This is a genomic window from Geminicoccus sp. (assembly GCF_035556675.1).
In the GTDB taxonomy this organism is placed as follows: Bacteria; Pseudomonadota; Alphaproteobacteria; order Geminicoccales; family Geminicoccaceae; genus Geminicoccus.
In genome coordinates, this window is the sequence record NZ_DATMFZ010000166.1 from 39,987 (window position 1) to 55,762 (window position 15,776).

Consider the following 15,776-nt stretch of genomic DNA (forward strand, 5'->3'; position numbering starts at 1 on the left):
GGTGAACGGGATTGTCACATGTGGATCGGCTTGGCAAACGCGGCGAGGGCCGCCTCCTTGATCGCCTCTTCCAGGGTCGGGTGCGGGTGGCTGGTGCGGGCCAGGTCCTCCGCACTGGCGCCGAACTCCATGGCGACCGTCACCTCGTTGATCATGGTGCCGGCATCGGCCGCGATCATGTGGCAGCCCAGGATCTTGTCGGTGCCGGCCTCGGTCAGGAGCTTGACGAAGCCGTCGGTCTTGCCGACGGCGCGGCCGCGCGAGTTGGCCATCATCGAGAACTTGCCGACCTTGTACTCGACGCCGGTGGCCTTGAGCTGCTCCTCGGTCTGGCCGAGCGCTGCCACCTCGGGGTCGGTGTACACGACGCCGGGGATCAGGTTGTAGTCGATGTGCGGCTTCTGCCCGGCCAGGATCTCGGCGACCGCGACCCCTTCCTCCTCGGCCTTGTGCGCCAGCATCGGCCCGCGGATCACGTCGCCGATCGCATAGATGCCGGGCACGTTGGTGCCGAAATCGTCGCGGGTGGCGATGCGCTGGCGCTCGTCCAGCGCCACGCCGGCAGCGTCCAGGCCCAGCCCCTCCGTGTAGGGGCGCCGGCCGATCGAGACGAGCACCACGTCGCACTCGATCACCTCGGGCTCCCCGCCCTTGGCCGGCTCGACCTGGACCTTGAGCAGGTCGCCCGAGCTGTCGACGCCCGTCACCTTGGTGCCGAGCTTGAAGGTCATGCCCTGCCGGGTGAGCAGGCGCTGGAAGGTCTTGCTCACCTCGCCGTCCATGCCGGGGGTGATCCGGTCCAGGAACTCGACCACGGTCACCTTGGCGCCCAGGCGCCGCCAGACCGTGCCCAGCTCCAGGCCGATATAGCCGCCGCCGATCACCACCAGGTGCTCGGGCACCTTGTCCAGGTCGAGGGCACCCGTGGAGGAGACGATCCGCTCCTCGTCGATGGTGACACCCGGCAACGGCATGACGTCGGAGCCGGTGGCCAGGATGATGTTCTTGGCCGCGACCTGCTGGCTGCCGCCGGCGTTCAGCGCCACCTCCATGGCGTTGGCGCCGGTGAGGCGGGCATTGCCCTGGATGTAGTCGACCTTGTTCTTCTTGAAGAGGCCCTCGATGCCCTTGGTCAGGCCGTCGACCACGTCGTCCTTGTTGTCGAGCATGGCGCCGAGGTCGAGGTCGACGCCCTTGGCGCGGATGCCGATCTTCTCGAAATGGGAGCGCGCCTCCTCGTAGAGATGCGAGGTATGCAGGAGCGCCTTGGAGGGGATGCAGCCGATGTTCAGGCAGGTGCCGCCCAGCCGGCCGCGCTTTTCCACGCAGGCGACCTTCATGCCGAGCTGGGCCGCCTTGATCGCGCCGACATAGCCGCCGGGCCCGCCGCCCACCACCACGACGTCGTACGGCTCGCTCATCCTGTCCCTCCCGCAGCCCCAGAGAAAGCGAAGGGGCCGGCCCGATTACACTGCACGTTGGATGGGTTCTGGCACCCGTTGCCGGGCCGCGGCACGCTGCCCCGCCGCCGGTGGCGGCAGGGCCGGCCGCGGCCCCTGCCGGCTCACGCCTCGATCAGCAGACGCTGCGGATCCTCGATGGTCTCCTTGACCCGGACCAGGAAGCTCACCGCCTCGCGGCCGTCGATGATCCGGTGATCATAGCTGAGTGCCGTGTACATCATCGGCCGGGCCTCGATCCGGCCGCCCGGCAGGACCATGGGCCGCTCCTGGATCTTGTGCATGCCCAGGATGCCCACCTGCGGCGGGTTCAGGATCGGCGTGCTCATCAGCGAGCCGAAGATGCCGCCATTGGTGATCGTGAAGGTGCCGCCGTTCAGCTCTTCCATGCTGAGCTTGCCGTCGCGGGCGCGCTTGCCGAGGTCGGCGATCTTCTTCTCGATGTCGGCCAGCGAGGCGGCGTCGGCATCACGCAGCACCGGCACCACCAGGCCCTGCTCGGTCGAGACCGCCACGCCGATATCGTAATAGTGCTTGTAGACGACCTCATCGCCGTCGATCTCGGCGTTGACCGAGGGGTAGACCTTCAGCGCGTCGATCACCGCCTTCACGAAGAACGACATGAAGCCGAGCTTGATGCCGTGCTTCTTCTGGAAGGCCTCCTGGTATTTCGAGCGCAGCGCCATGACCGCGCTCATGTCGACCTCGTTGAAGGTCGTGAGCATGGCGGCGGTGTTCTGCGCCTCCTTCAGGCGCTCGGCGATCCGCTTGCGCAGCCGGGTCATGCGGACCCGCTCCTCGCGCGCGGAACGCTGCACCGGTGCGGCGGGCGCCTGGGGAGCGGGCGCCTGAGCGGCAGGGGCCGGTGCAGCCGCCGCCTTCTGCACGTCGGCCTTGGTGACGTTGCCCTTGGGGCCGGTGCCGGGCACGCTGGCGAGGTCGATGCCCGCCTCGCCGGCGAGCTTGCGGGCGGCCGGGCCAGCCTGGTCCGCACCTCCGCCCGCTTCATGGGCCGCCGGGCTTTCCACCGGCGTCGCCGGCTTGGCGATCCCGCCGGCCGCACCCTCCTGCGGTGCCGGCTGCTTGGCCTCGATCACCGGCGCTGCCGCCTGGCCATTGCCGGCGGACGCTCCCTCGTGGATCGAGCCCAGCACCGCATCGACCGCGACGTCGGTTCCCTCGGCAGCGCTGATCTCGGCAATGACGCCGGCTACCGGGGAGGGGACCTCGAGGTTGACCTTGTCGGTCTCCAGCTCGACCAGCGGCTCGTCCACCGCCACGCTGTCGCCGACCTTCTTCAGCCACTTCGCGACCGTGGCCTCACTCACGGATTCGCCGAGCTTCGGCACCCGGATCTCGACGCTCATCGCATTCCCTCTCGTCCCCACCAACCCACATCGCGGGCCGGGCCTGCGCGCCCAAAACCCGCGGGCATCATCCGCGCCGTCCGCGACACCTCAGCCGAGCAGCGCTTCGGACACCAGAGCCTTCTGCTCGCGCTCGTGCTGCGACAAGGAGCCGGTCGCCGGCGAGGCGGACGGCTTGCGGCCGGCATAGGCCAGGCGCCGCTGCGGCACGCCCAGGCTTTCCATCAGGTTCTCGATCCTGGGCATCACGAAGAACCAGGCACCCATGTTGCGCGATTCCTCCTGGCACCAGACGAACTTGGCGCTGGTCGGATAGCGGCTGAGCTCGCGCAGCACCGCATCTTCCGGGAAGGGCGCCAGCTGCTCCAGGCGGACCAGGGCCACCTTGTCGGTCAGGCCCAGCTCCTCACGCTGCGCTTCCAGGTCGTAGTACACCTTGCCCGAGCACAGGACCACGCGCTCGACCGCCTGGTCGACCTCGGAGGGCGGACGGTCGTACATGACCCGGTGGAAGGTCGTGTTCTGGCCCATGTCCTCCAGCGTGCTGACGCAGCGCTTGTGGCGCAGCAGCGACTTCGGCCCCATCAGCACGAGCGGCTTGCGGAAGTCGCGGCAGAGCTGGCGGCGCAGCACGTGGAAATGGTTGGCCGGCGTGGTCACGTTGACCACCTGCATGTTGTCCTCGGCGAACAGCTGCAGGAAGCGCTCCAGGCGCGCCGAGCTGTGCTCGGGCCCCTGGCCCTCCATGCCGTGCGGTAGCATCACGACCAGGCCGGACATGCGCAGCCACTTGCTTTCCGCGGACGCGATGAACTGGTCGAAATAGACCTGAGCACCGTTGGCGAAGTCGCCGAACTGCGCCTCCCACAAGGTCAGGCAGTTCGGGTCGGACAGCGAGTAGCCATACTCGAAGCCGAGCACGCCTTCCTCGGACAGGAAGCTGTCGACCACCTCGAACCGCGCCTGGTCCGGCTGGAGATTGTCCAGCGGCACATAGCGTTCCTCGCTGGTCTGGTCGTAGATCGCGGCGTGGCGCTGGCTGAACGTGCCGCGGCCGACGTCCTGGCCGGACAGCCGCACCGGGAAGCCCTCGACCAGCAGCGAGGCGAAGGCCAGATGCTCCGCCGTCGCCCAGTCGATGCCGTGGCCGCTCTCGATCGCCTTGCGCCTGGCACCGATCACCCGGTTCAGGCGGGGATGCACGTTGAGCGTCTCGGGCAGGCCGGTGAAGCGCAGGCCGAGATCGCGCAGGCGGTCCACCGGTACGCCGGTCTTGCCGCGCTCATAGGCTTCCGGTGCCTTGCGCAGCCCTTTCCAGGCCCCTTCCAGCCAGTCGGCCTTGTTGGACTTGTAGGTCCTGGCCGCCTCGTGCGCCCCTTCCAGCTGCTTTTGGAAGGTCTCCAGGATCGCCTGCGCCTCGTCGGCGGCGACGACCTGCTCCTCCTCGAGCTGTCGGGCGAAGATCTGCCTGGTGGTCGGGTGGGTGGCGATGCTGCGGTACATCAGCGGCTGGGTGAAGGCCGGCTCGTCGCCCTCGTTGTGGCCGTGGCGCCGGTAGCACCACAGGTCGATCACCACGTCCTTCTTGAACTTCTGCCGGAATTCCGCGGCCAGATGCGCCACCTGGCAGACCGCCACCGGGTCGTCGCCGTTGACGTGGAAGATCGGCGCCTGGATGCCGCGCGCCACGTCCGAGGGATAGGGCGAGGTCCGGGCATAGGCCGGGCTGGTGGTGAAGCCGATCTGGTTGTTGATGATCAGGTGGATGGTGCCGCCGGTGCGGAAGCCCTTGAGCTCGGACATCTCCAGGCATTCATGGACCACGCCCTGGCCGGCGAACGCGGCGTCGCCATGCATCAGGATGCCCATGACCCGCGAGCGCTCGGTATCGCCGATCAGCCGCTGCTTGGCGCGCACCTTGCCGATCACCACCGGATCGACCGCCTCCAGGTGCGACGGGTTCGGGGTGAGCGACAGGTGCACCGACCTGCCTTCCTCGAACAAACGGTCGGTGGAGGTGCCCAGATGGTACTTGACGTCGCCCGAGCCCAGCACCTCGTCGATCGCCGGCTGGCCCTGGAACTCGGAGAAGATCGCCGTGTAGGGCTTGCCCATCACGTTGGCGAGCACGTTGAGCCGGCCGCGATGCGGCATGCCCAGCACGATCTCCTCCACGCCGAGCTGGGCGGAGGTGCGGATGATCGCCTCGAGCGCCGGGATGGTCGCCTCGCCGCCGTCCAGGCCGAAGCGCTTGGTGCCCGGGAACTTGACGTGGAGGAACTGCTCGAAGCCCTCGGCGACGGTGAGCTGCTCCAGGAGCTCGCGCCGGTCGACCGGCGAGCCGTCCAGGATGCCGCCGGGTGCCTCGATCCGCTCCTGGATCCAGGCCTTCTGCTCGGGGTCCTGGATATGGAGGAACTCGATGCCGATCTTGCCGGCGTAGGTGCGGCGCAGGATCTCCAGGATCTCGCGCAGGGTCGCCTGCTCGCGGCCCAGCACCATGCCCAGGAAGAAGGTGCGGTCGAGATCGGCCTCGGTGAAGCCGTAGGTCTTGGGGTCGAGCTCGGCATGCTGGGCCCGGCGGCTGAGCCCCAGCGGGTCGAGATCGGCCTGGAGATGGCCGCGCACCCGGTAGGCGCGGATCAGCATGATCACGCGCAGATGATCGTGGATCAGCGCCCGGGTGGCGGGATCGTCCAGGGACGGATGGTCGAGGTTGGCCGGCACGCCATAGGTCCGGGGCGCCACGGCCCGCGGCGCCAGCGCGGCCTTGGCCTGCCGGTAGAGAGCCGAGGTCTCGGCACCCAGATCGTCGAAATAGCTGCGCCAGGACGGATCGATCGAGGTCGGATCGGTCAGATACCGCCCGTACAGCTCCTCGATGAACGACCCGTTCCCGCCATACAGGAACGAGGTCTGCTCGAGTTCCTGACGCTTCGCCATCTTCCGTTCCCCGGGAAACCGCAGGAAGCGGCCGCTTCCGCCTCCTGCCCGTTCCTGTTCCTACCGTCCAGAGGTTGACAAGCCGTTTAGGCCTTGCCGCCCATCGCAGCGAGCATGGCCTGGCCGAGTGCTGCCGGATGGTCGGCGATCGTGATCCCGGCGGCACGCATCGCCGCGAGCTTGCTCTCGGCATCGCCCTTGCCACCGGAGATGATGGCGCCGGCATGGCCCATCCGCCGGCCGGGCGGTGCGGTCCGCCCGGCGATGAAGCCGACGATCGGCTTGGTGCAGCCGGACTGCTTCCAGTACTCGGCCGCATCCTCCTCGGCACTGCCGCCGATCTCGCCGATCATGATGACGCCCTCGGTCGCATCGTCCTGGATGAACATCTCCAGGACGTCGATGAACTCGGTGCCCTTGACCGGATCGCCGCCAATGCCGACGCAGCTGGTCTGGCCGAGCCCGGCAGCGGTCGTCTGGGCCACCGCCTCATAGGTGAGGGTGCCGGAGCGGGAAACAATACCGATCTTGCCCGGCATGTGGATGTGGCCGGGCATGATGCCGATCTTGCACTGGCCAGGCGTGATCACGCCCGGGCAGTTCGGGCCGATCAGGCGCGAGGCGGAGCCGGCCAGCGCCCGCTTGACCTTGACCATGTCCATCACCGGGATGCCCTCGGTGATGCACACCACCAGCGGCACCTCGGCGTCGATCGCCTCCAGGATCGCGTCCGCCGCGAACGGGGCGGGGACGTAGATCACCGAGGCGTCGCAGCCGGTCTTCTCCCGGGCTTCGCGCACCGTGTCGAACACCGGCAGGCCCAGATGGGTCTCGCCGCCCTTACCGGGGGTGACGCCGCCGACCATCTGCGTGCCGTAGGCGATCGCCTGCTCGGAATGGAAGGTGCCCTGCGCGCCGGTGAAGCCCTGACAGATCACCTTGGTGTTGGAATCGACCAGGACCGGCATCAGTGGGTGCTCCGCACGGCGTTGACGATCTTCTGCGCGGCGTCGGCCAGATCGTCGGCAGGGGTGATGGGCAGGCCCGATTCGGCGAGGATCTTCTTGCCGAGCTCGACATTGGTGCCCTCGAGGCGCACCACCAGCGGCACGGTGAGATTCACCTCCCGCGCCGCGGCGACCACGCCCTCGGCGATCACGTCGCAGCGCATGATCCCGCCGAAGATGTTGACCAGCACGCCTTCCACGTTGGGATCGGAGAGCAGCAGCTTGAAGGCCGCGGTCACCCGCTCCTTGGTGGCCCCGCCGCCCACGTCCAGGAAGTTGGCCGGCTCGCCGCCGAACAGCTTGATGATGTCCATGGTCGCCATGGCCAGGCCGGCGCCGTTGACCATGCAGGCGATGTTGCCGTCGAGCTTGATGTAGTTCAGCTCGTGCTTGGAGGCCTCGATCTCCTGCGGGTCCTCCTCGTCCAGGTCGCGCAGCTCGACCACCTTGGCCTGGCGGTAGAGCGCGTTGCTGTCGAAGTTCATCTTGGCGTCGAGCGCCACGAGATCGCCGCCCTCGGTCACCACCAGCGGGTTGATCTCGACCTGGCTCGCGTCCTTCTGGACCATGCAGTCGTAGATGCCGCGCATGAAGGCCACCGCCTTGGACACTTCCTTGCCCTTCAGGCCCAGGCCGAAGGCGATCTGCCGGCCGTGGAAGGGCTGGAAGCCGGTGGCCGGGTCGATCGCGACCTTCAGGATCTTCTCCGGCGAATGCTCGGCGACCTCCTCGATCTCCACGCCGCCTTCGGTGGAGGCCATGATCACCACGCGCGAGGTGGCGCGGTCCACCACCGCGCTCAGGTAGAGCTCGCGGGCGATCCGGCAGCCGTCCTCGATATAGACGCGCTTGACCACCCGGCCGGCCGGGCCGGTCTGGTGGGTCACCAGGGTCATGCCGAGCATGTCCTTGGCGAGCTGCTTCACCTCCTCGACCGACTTGGCGAGCTTGACGCCGCCGCCCTTGCCGCGGCCACCGGCATGGATCTGCGCCTTGACGACCCAGACCGGGCCGCCCAGTTCGCGCGCAGCACTCTCCGCCTCGGTGGCGGTGTAGGCGACCTTGCCCTTCAGCACGGTCACGCCGTACTCGGCCAGGAGCTGCTTGGCCTGGTATTCGTGGATGTTCATCGCTCGTCCTTCAGAGCTTGACGGCCGCGCAGAGCTTCTTCACCGCGTCCACGCTCTTGTCGAACTGCGCCTTCTCCCCGGCGTCCAGCTCGATCTCGACGACCTTCTCGACGCCATTGGCGCCGATGATGACCGGCACGCCGACATAGAGATCGTTCACGCCGTACTCGCCCGTCAGGTGCGCGGCACAGGGCAGGAGGCGGCGCTGGTCCTTCAGATAGCTCTCCGCCATCTGGATGGCCGAGGCGGCCGGGGCATAGAAGGCGGAGCCGGTCTTGAGCAGGCCCACGATCTCGGCACCGCCGTCGCGGGTCCGCTGGACGATCGCGTCGAGCTTCTCCTGGGTGGTCCAGCCGAGCTTGACCAAGTCGGGCAGCGGGATGCCGCCCACGGTGGAATAGCGGACCAGCGGGACCATGGTGTCGCCGTGGCCGCCCAGCACGAAGGCGGTGACGTCCTCGGGCGAGACCTTGAACTCCTCGGCCAGGAAGTGGCGAAAGCGCGCGCTGTCCAGGACGCCGGCCATGCCCACCACCTTCTGGGGAGCCAGGCCGGTAACCTTCTGCATCACCCAGACCATCGCATCGAGCGGATTGGTGATGACGATCACGAAGGCGTTCGGGCAGTGGGTCTTGATCGCTTCGCCGACCTGCTTGATCACGCCGGCATTGATGGCGATCAGGTCGTCGCGGCTCATGCCGGGCTTGCGCGGGATCCCGGCGGTGACGATCACCACGTCGGAGCCGGCGATCGCCGCATAGTCGTTGCTGCCGGACAGAGCCGCATTATAGCCCTCGACGGGGCCGCTCTGCGCCAGGTCCAGCGCCTTGCCGGCCGGCACGCCCTCGGCGATGTCGAACAGGACGACGTCGCCCAACTCCTTCTGCGCGGCGAGCAGGGCGAGCGTGCCGCCGATCTGCCCCGCACCGATGAGTGCGATCTTCTTGCGCGCCATTCCGGAACTCTTCCCTCGTTGCACTCTGTCCGTCGGCCGGAAGCCGGCGCCCTTCTAGGCCGGCGTGACGGACGCGGCAATCCGCACCTCGCCGTGCAGCGTGACAAGTCGTTCCCGAAAAGCCCGGCCCGGCGGCGATCAGGCACCGCGCCGGGCCGGCGCGGCCGCTAGCCGACTGCCGTGTCCGGCCGGCGCGTCACCACGATCTGGTCGATGTCGAGCGTGCCGGTCTCGATCTGCTCCACGATGCCGACCGGGTTGAGCAGGCGGAAGATCGCGGTGGAGCTGCGGGCACCACCGTCGCCGTCCAGGTCGACCCGGACCTGCACGTCGTTCTTGCCACCGATGCCGTCCAGGTCGGCCGTCTGGAACTGCAGCCACTTGCCGGCCTGGGCGGGATTGTAGCCGCTGCCCTGCAGGAGGTCGCTCAGCAGCAGCCGGTCACCTTCCCCGGCGTTGAAGTCGTGGATCGTGTCGAGCCGCTCGGTCAGGCTGCCGATCCGGAACAGGTCGGCGCCGGCCCCGCCATACAGCGCATCCTGGCCTGGCCCGCCGTTCAGGAGGTCGTCGCCGGCACCACCGGCGATGAGGTCGTTGCCCTGGCCACCGTCCAGCACGTCGTTGCCGGCCCCGCCGAAGAGCCGGTCGTCGCCGCCGCGCCCGCTGATCAGGTCGTCCTGGTTCGTCCCGTTCAGCACGTCGGCGCCGTCGGTGCCACGGGTCAGGGTGTTCTCCAGCACGACCTGCATGACCGCCGGTTGGCTGGTCAGGCCCTCCTCGTCGGTCACGGTGAACGAGAACTCCCGGGTCCCCGCGCCCACCGTGCCGCTGGTGTTGACGTAGCGCACCGCGTTCAGCGCCAGATGGTAGTTCTCGAAGCTGTCCATGCCGATGAAGCGGATCTGGTTGCTGCCATCCTGCACGTAGCTGATCGAGGTCCCGTCGATCACCCCGTCCTGGTTGGCATCCGCACCCTCGGCGATGCCGAGCCGGTCGCCGCCCCGCTGGCCGGTCTCGATGCGCACCCGGGCACCGCTGGCCATGGCACTGTCGTCGACGATACTCGCCTCGTTGCCGACATCGGTACCCGATGCGCTCTCCCGGTAGGTCGGGCCGAAATGCACCTGGAAGGTGTTGTCGTTGAAGTCGAAGTCCGCGCCGCGGTTGGCCGGGGTCTGGTCCTCGAAGCTGATGGTCAGATCACCCTCGTCGCCGGTCAGGCCGGACACGACCTGGGTCCGTCCGAACGGGTTCAGCAGGTTCTCAGGGGTGGTCGGGTCCGCGTCGGCGGTGTGGAACACGAGGCCCTGGACGACCGTCTCGGTGCCGTTCTCGGCGATGTGCACCAGCACGGGCGGCTGGCCGTCGCCGATCTTGGCGGCCTGCCCGGTGACCGGATTACGGAACTCCAGCCGGCCGCTCTCGAACAGGTCGGGATTGAGGGTGAAGCCCTTCTGCACCAGGAAGAAGCCGATCTGGGTGCCGGCCGGCACGGTGCCCAGCGCGAAGCTCGACTGGCCAGGGGTCAGCGGGCCCTTGCCGTCCTGCAGCTTGGGCTGGTCCGGGTCGAAGACGTCGCTGTTGACCTGCGGGAAGGCGACGCGGACGTCCTGGAAGCTGCCGTCGGTGCCGATGAAGTAGACGCCCAGGCTGTTTTGGAACTGGGACACCTCGTCCTTGAAGACGATGGTGACCGTGCGGTCCACGTCCAGCGTGAGGTTCGCCGGGTCGATGCCGAGATAGTCGGCGAAGTCGAACGCCTGCCCTTCCCGGAACTCGCCCAGCGCGTCGCCCGTCGACAGCTTGATACCGTCGGAGAGTTCGCCGATCCGGCCGATCAGCAGAGGCCGCACCGACAGGGTCGGCGCCTGATTCTCCTCTACCGGCGGTGGCGGTGGCGGCGGTGACGCAGGGGGCGGTGGCGAGGGCGGTGGCGGCGGTGAGACCGGCGGGGACGGCGGAGGCGGCGAGGGTGGCGGCGGTGCCGGCGGTGGCGGCGGTGGCGAGACCGGATCCGAGGCCGCCACACCGGTCAGCGCACCCCGCGGCTCGATCTCGCGAAAGCCGAACGTCAGCGCGGTCGGACCGAGCGGACCCGTGGCCTCGGCACCGGGCCCGATGCCCTCCGGGCCGTAGAAGGTATAGATCCCGCCGCCGGCATCGGCCGGCCCGGTGGCCTGCGGGCCGCCGTCCTCGCCGGCTGCCGGCTCGATGTTGGCGAGCTGCTGGGAACTCGCCAGCAGGGTGTCGGCGGCGACGAACGGGCCGTGGAGCACCGAGATGGCCGGCGCCGCCTCGCCTTCGCCCCGCGGCGCGAAGAAGTCGACCAGCACGAGCACGCCGCCATCGGCCAGCGTGATCACCAGGTCCTGCCCGTCCGGGGCATAGGTGGCGGTCTGCGGGTCGAAGCCTTCGTCGGGAAGCGCGTAGCGCTGGCCGGCCTGGACCAGGAAGGTGCTGCGCTCGCCGGGCTGCGGCACCGGCACGGTGATCACCTCGCCGCCGACCGCGGCGGCCGCGACCGCGGCGGCATCGGCGCCGGAGGACGGGGGCTGCGAACCGGGCGCGGCCGGATCGGCGCCCGGCGCGGCCGGGTCGGAGGGAGGAGCGCTCGCGCTCTCCTGATCCACCGCCTCGGTCATGGCCGGGGCATCCTCGGCGGCGGCCGCCTCGGCCGCGGCACCGGTGCGCGCGGCGTCGGCCGGCACCTCGCCGCCCGCCCCGGCGACAGCACCGGCATCGCCGACCGGGCCGGGATCATCCGTCGTGCCGGGATCGGCTTGGGCGAACAGCGTGCCGGTATCGATGCCGTCGTCGGCGGAGTCCGGCCCGGCCCGGCCGACATCATCGACGCCGGCGACGCCGTCCGCGTCACGCTGCAGATCTGTCACCCGCTATCCCCACCCTGTTCGGCCGTGCCGGCCGGGCCACAGGCCAAGCCCTACCGCCCCGTGGGCGGGACCGGCACGATTTTTCCTGAAACCGCTTAACCGAAGGCTAACCTATCTGGCCGCTATATCGCCCTCAACCGCATTCAAATAGCCGCGCGAGTACCATAGTATGTCTGTTCCGTCCGCTACCCCTGCACAGACTGCGATGATCCGCAAGACCATGCGCATCGGCCAAGTGCGTACCTCGATCAAGCTGGAGCCCGATTTCTGGGCGTATCTCAAGGACGTGTCCGCCCAGCGGCGCATCCGTCTCTCGGCGCTGGTCAACGAGGTGGCCAATGCCGCCCCCGAGCGCACCAACCTGGCTTCGACGCTGCGCACCTTCTCGCTGGTCCATGCCCAGCTGCGCACCCAGGCGCTGCACCGGGACCTGGACCGGCTGATGGTGGCCGGCAACAACCAGGACCTGCTCAAGGTCATGGAGACCTGCCCGCTGCCGACCGTGATCCTCAACGCCGAGCGGCAGATCCGTCAGGTCAACCGTGCCCTGGTCACCTGGCTGAACCTGGACCCCAAGGCCACGATCGGTCAGCGCCTCGACAACGTCATGATCCTGCGTGCGCCGAACCTGAAGGAGATGTGGGCCCAGCTGTCCACGGGGGTGAGCCAGCGCGGCAGCTTCAGCGCCACCTATGTCAGCCCGGGCCGGGTCCGTACCGCACAGGCCCTGGCGGTCGCCCTCTCGCCTCTGGGCGAGGGCCAGCCGCGCGGCTCGATCGTGCTGTTCGAGACCCTGTCCGGCCGCAACTGACTCTGCCGGGCCTGGCCGGAATGACCGTCAGGCATGGCCAAGAGGTGGTGTGGGCCGGTCGGCGGGCGCTGCGAATCCGGGCGGATCACCGGAATTGGCGCCGGACGTCCAGCGGACGGGATGTCCGGTACTGGCCGAGCGTTGGCCGCTGCCAGCCGGTACCTGCCGATCCGGGTACATAGCGCGGTGCGGCTGAAGGCGTGGGCGGAACCGCTCGAGGCGGCCCTGGCCGATCCGGGGCGGCGGGCCCGATCGGCTGGTCTGGGTTGCCGAACCGCGATGCCCCGCCAAAGACGGGCACGAGGGGCCGCAGAACCGTCTTCCGGGGGCCGCAGAACCGTACGGCTGGTCGGGGAGCGACGATCAGCGGACGGCGATCTGCGGCCGACCTGCAATCAGGCAGAAATCAGCATCCGGCGATCCATTGCCTTGGCCGGACGGCATGGGCGTCGGCTGGCGCGCGGGCCGCGACCGGCGGTTCAACTCTTGGGCGCGCGCTTGCTCAGGATCCGCTGGAGCGTGCGGCGGTGCATCTCCAGCCGGCGGGCGGTCTCCGAGACGTTGCGGCCGCACTGCTCGAACACCCGCTGGATGTGCTCCCAGCGCACCCGGTCGGCCGACATCGGGATCTCCGTGCTGTCGCCGAGCCGGCCGACATCGTTGCCGAGCAGGGCCGCGATGATCTGGTCGGCGCTGGCGGGCTTGGCCAGATAGTCGACCGCACCGGCCTTGAGCGCCACCAGCGAGCTGGCGATGCTGTCATAGCCGGTCAGGATCACCACCCGCGCGCCCGGGCGCAGCTCCAGCAGCGTGTGCACCAGCTCCATGCCGTGGCCGTCGCTCAGGTTCAGGTCGAGCACGGCGAACTCGGGCGGGTGGTCGGCCGCCTGCTCGTGCGCCTCGCGCAGCGTGCCGACCGCCGAGACCAGGAAGCCGGCCTTCTCCAGGGCGCGGACCAGGTTGCGGCGCAAGGGCGCGTCGTCCTCGACCAGGAGCAAGGGCTTGGGGTCGTGCTCGCTGCGGATCCGCTCGCTCGTGTCGCCCAGCATGGTCAGCGGCCTCTCGAGGCGCGCCCCGCCGCTGGCGCGCAGGCGGGACATGGTTGCGGTCGGATCAAGGTCACTCCTTGGGCGCCCTCTTGTTCAGGATGCGCTGCAGGGTGCGGCGATGCATGTTCAGCCGGCGCGCGGTTTCCGAGACATTGCGGTTGCACTGCTCGAACACCCTCTGAATATGTTCCCAGCGGACCCGGTCCGCCGACATCGGGTTCTGCGGCGGCGGCGGCAGGGCGGCGCCGGTCGCCAGCAGGGCGGCGATCACTTCGTCCGCGTCGACCGGCTTGGCCAGATAGTCGATCGCCCCGGCCTTCACCGCTGCCACCGCGGTCGCGATGTTGCCGTAGCCGGTCAGGATCACCACCCGGGCCTTGGGATGAATCTCGCGCAGACGGCGAACGAGATCGATGCCGCTGCCGTCCTCCAGGCGGAGATCGATCACCGCATACTGGAGCTTGAGCGAGTGGATGAGGTTCAGGCCTTCCTTGTAGCTCTCGCCCGGAAACACCCGGAACCCGCGCCGCTCCAGGGCGCGCTGCAGCGACCGCCGCAGGGGCGCGTCGTCGTCGACCAGGAGCAGGGCCGGTTCCTCGCCCGATTCCATCTCCACCATCCCGGATGACGCCACCCGTAGGCCGCCGCTCGGCCGATCCATCATCCCAAGTTCTCCCCGAAGGAGCGTCGCCAGGCCTCGCTCGACCAGCGTAGCGTGACCACTGCCCCATCGTTTGCGTTCTCAACATGCAAGGCGGCGCCAGTGCGTGCAAGAAGCGTGGTGGCGATGAACACGCCCAGCCCCAGCCCGCCATTGTCCCTCCGGGTAGAAAGATAGGGCTCGCCCAGCCACGCCAGGACTTCCGGGGCAAAGCCCGGCCCATCGTCTCTGATCACCACCCGAACCTCGCGGCTGTCCTTCTCGACGACGACTTGCACCTTGCTGCGCGCGAATTCGAGCCCGTTGTTCAGGATGTTGCCGAGTGCGTGGCGGAACTCCGGGGTGGGCATCAAGGTAGGCTCTTCTTGCCCGTCCGCGATCCGGCTGGTCACCTCCAGGGTGACCAATGGTCGCGTATAGAGCTCGGCGATCTCGCGCAGGACGCTGGAAAGGGGGGCGCGTACGAACGGGGCGTGCTCGTCATGGTCACGCCGGCGCCCGATCCCCGCCAGGATCGTCCGGCAGCGCAGCGCCTGGTCGAGCAGCACCTGCGCTTCCGCGCACAGGGGATCGTCCTCCTCCAGCTCGTTCAGCATCTCCTTGGCGGTGATCAGGATGGTGGCCAGCGGCGAGCCCAGTTCGTGCGCCGCCGCGGTCGCCAGCGCGCCCAGCGCCGACATCTCCTGCTCGCGGGCCAGCGCCATCTGCGCCGCACCCAGCGCGTCCGTCATCCGCCGGGTCTCTTCCGCTACCCGCCAGGCATAGGCGGCAATCAGGATCGCGGCCATGCTGAGCGCTGCCCACACCGCCGCCACGTAGAGGCCGGGCAGCGGCAGGCCGCCGTCGAACCAGGGCAGCGGGCTCGGCACCAGCGCCAGGAAGGTGATGGTCGCCACCGCGAGCAGGCTGAGCAGCACGGTGGAGCCCAGGCCCAGCGTGGCCGCTCCCAGCATCAGCGGCACGGTGAGCAGGGCCGCGAACGGGTTGCGCAGTCCGCCGGTCAGCGCCAGCAGGTAGCCCAGCTGCACGATGTCGTAGGCGAACAGCCAGAGCGCCGAGCGCTCGGGCAGCCGGGTCGCCGCGCGCAGCGTCACCATCAGCGCCAGGTTGATCAGCGCCGAGAGAACGATCGCGGGCGCCAGCCACTCGAGCGGCAGCGGGATGCCCAGCGAGTAGTGGATGAACAGGACGGTGAACAGCTGACCCACCACCGCCACCCAGCGGGTGAGCGACAGGGTGTGCAGCCGGATCCGCCCCTGCATGTCGGCCGGTTCGGCCAGGCCCAGCACGCCCTGCAGAAACGCGCCGGCGCGGTGCAGCATCCCGCCGGCGCGTCCATCCTCGATCGCAGCCCCGGCCATCCGCTTGCCCATGCGCATGCCATCCGTCCTTGCAACCCACCCGAGCACGAACCCGCGCGGCCCGTATCGCGCAAGAGGATATTTTCCTCGCGGCCTTCCGGCGGCACCAGGGCGCGGTGTCGTCCGGCTGCGGGGTACCCT

General features: G+C 69.1%; 11 protein-coding genes. 1 reads left to right on the plus strand and 10 read right to left on the minus strand.

The window, feature by feature from the left end; translation table 11 throughout:
* Positions 1-14: 14 nt before the first annotated feature.
* From lpdA to VNS22_RS12630, 7 genes are all read right to left on the minus strand, one after another.
* Positions 15-1,421 (minus strand): dihydrolipoyl dehydrogenase, encoded by a 1,407-nt coding sequence (gene lpdA, locus VNS22_RS12600; protein ID WP_325732912.1) that lies wholly within the window; start codon positions 1,419-1,421, stop codon positions 15-17.
* A gap of 143 nt (positions 1,422-1,564) precedes the next feature.
* Positions 1,565-2,827: a 2-oxoglutarate dehydrogenase complex dihydrolipoyllysine-residue succinyltransferase gene (odhB, locus tag VNS22_RS12605; RefSeq protein WP_325732913.1), complete on the minus strand. Its 1,263-nt coding sequence runs from the start codon at positions 2,825-2,827 to the stop codon at positions 1,565-1,567.
* Between the two features lie 90 nt (positions 2,828-2,917).
* On the minus strand, positions 2,918-5,770 hold the full coding sequence (locus VNS22_RS12610; protein ID WP_325732915.1) for a 2-oxoglutarate dehydrogenase E1 component: 2,853 nt from the start codon (positions 5,768-5,770) through the stop codon (positions 2,918-2,920).
* An 86-nt stretch (positions 5,771-5,856) separates the two neighbouring features.
* Positions 5,857-6,738, minus strand: a complete 882-nt coding sequence (gene sucD, locus VNS22_RS12615; protein ID WP_325732917.1) for a succinate--CoA ligase subunit alpha — start codon at positions 6,736-6,738, stop codon at positions 5,857-5,859.
* Positions 6,738-7,907, minus strand: a complete 1,170-nt coding sequence (sucC, locus tag VNS22_RS12620) for an ADP-forming succinate--CoA ligase subunit beta (RefSeq protein ID WP_325732919.1) — start codon at positions 7,905-7,907, stop codon at positions 6,738-6,740. Before sucC ends, sucD begins: the two co-directional genes overlap by 1 nt.
* A gap of 10 nt (positions 7,908-7,917) precedes the next feature.
* Positions 7,918-8,862: a malate dehydrogenase gene (gene mdh / locus VNS22_RS12625; RefSeq protein WP_325732921.1), complete on the minus strand. Its 945-nt coding sequence runs from the start codon at positions 8,860-8,862 to the stop codon at positions 7,918-7,920.
* A 167-nt stretch (positions 8,863-9,029) separates the two neighbouring features.
* A complete protein-coding gene (locus tag VNS22_RS12630; protein WP_325732923.1) occupies positions 9,030-11,753 on the minus strand; it encodes a type I secretion C-terminal target domain-containing protein in 2,724 nt (907 codons plus the stop codon).
* Between the two features lie 205 nt (positions 11,754-11,958).
* On the opposite strand from VNS22_RS12630, the gene VNS22_RS12635 reads away from it, so the two are divergent.
* On the plus strand, positions 11,959-12,564 hold the full coding sequence (locus VNS22_RS12635; RefSeq protein WP_325732925.1) for a ribbon-helix-helix domain-containing protein: 606 nt from the start codon (positions 11,959-11,961) through the stop codon (positions 12,562-12,564).
* 479 nt (positions 12,565-13,043) lie between these two features.
* On the opposite strand, the gene VNS22_RS12640 is transcribed toward VNS22_RS12635, so the two are convergent.
* The 3 genes from VNS22_RS12640 to VNS22_RS12650 are packed head-to-tail and all read right to left on the minus strand — an operon-like array spanning position 13,044 to position 15,647.
* Positions 13,044-13,664, minus strand: a complete 621-nt coding sequence (locus VNS22_RS12640; RefSeq protein ID WP_325732926.1) for a response regulator — start codon at positions 13,662-13,664, stop codon at positions 13,044-13,046.
* 19 nt (positions 13,665-13,683) lie between these two features.
* The gene (locus tag VNS22_RS12645) at positions 13,684-14,232 is read right to left on the minus strand and encodes an ActR/PrrA/RegA family redox response regulator transcription factor (protein ID WP_223861683.1); all 549 of its coding nucleotides are present in this window, start codon (positions 14,230-14,232) and stop codon (positions 13,684-13,686) included.
* A gap of 41 nt (positions 14,233-14,273) precedes the next feature.
* A complete protein-coding gene (locus VNS22_RS12650; protein WP_325732929.1) occupies positions 14,274-15,647 on the minus strand; it encodes an ActS/PrrB/RegB family redox-sensitive histidine kinase in 1,374 nt (457 codons plus the stop codon).
* Between the last annotated feature and the right edge of the window lie 129 nt (positions 15,648-15,776).

Bases quoted from the DNA above. Each gene is read 5' to 3' on its own strand.
- sucC (WP_325732919.1), bottom strand. From the start codon at position 7,907: ATGAACATCCACGAATACCAGGCCAAGCAGCTCCTGGCCGAGTACGGC.
- lpdA (WP_325732912.1), bottom strand. From the start codon at position 1,421: ATGAGCGAGCCGTACGACGTCGTGGTGGTGGGCGGCGGGCCCGGCGGC.
- VNS22_RS12650 (WP_325732929.1), bottom strand. From the start codon at position 15,647: ATGGGCAAGCGGATGGCCGGGGCTGCGATCGAGGATGGACGCGCCGGC.
- VNS22_RS12610 (WP_325732915.1), bottom strand. From the start codon at position 5,770: ATGGCGAAGCGTCAGGAACTCGAGCAGACCTCGTTCCTGTATGGCGGG.
- odhB (WP_325732913.1), bottom strand. From the start codon at position 2,827: ATGAGCGTCGAGATCCGGGTGCCGAAGCTCGGCGAATCCGTGAGTGAG.
- sucD (WP_325732917.1), bottom strand. From the start codon at position 6,738: ATGCCGGTCCTGGTCGATTCCAACACCAAGGTGATCTGTCAGGGCTTC.
- VNS22_RS12635 (WP_325732925.1), top strand. From the start codon at position 11,959: ATGATCCGCAAGACCATGCGCATCGGCCAAGTGCGTACCTCGATCAAG.
- VNS22_RS12640 (WP_325732926.1), bottom strand. From the start codon at position 13,664: ATGTCCCGCCTGCGCGCCAGCGGCGGGGCGCGCCTCGAGAGGCCGCTG.
- VNS22_RS12645 (WP_223861683.1), bottom strand. From the start codon at position 14,232: ATGGTGGAGATGGAATCGGGCGAGGAACCGGCCCTGCTCCTGGTCGAC.
- mdh (WP_325732921.1), bottom strand. From the start codon at position 8,862: ATGGCGCGCAAGAAGATCGCACTCATCGGTGCGGGGCAGATCGGCGGC.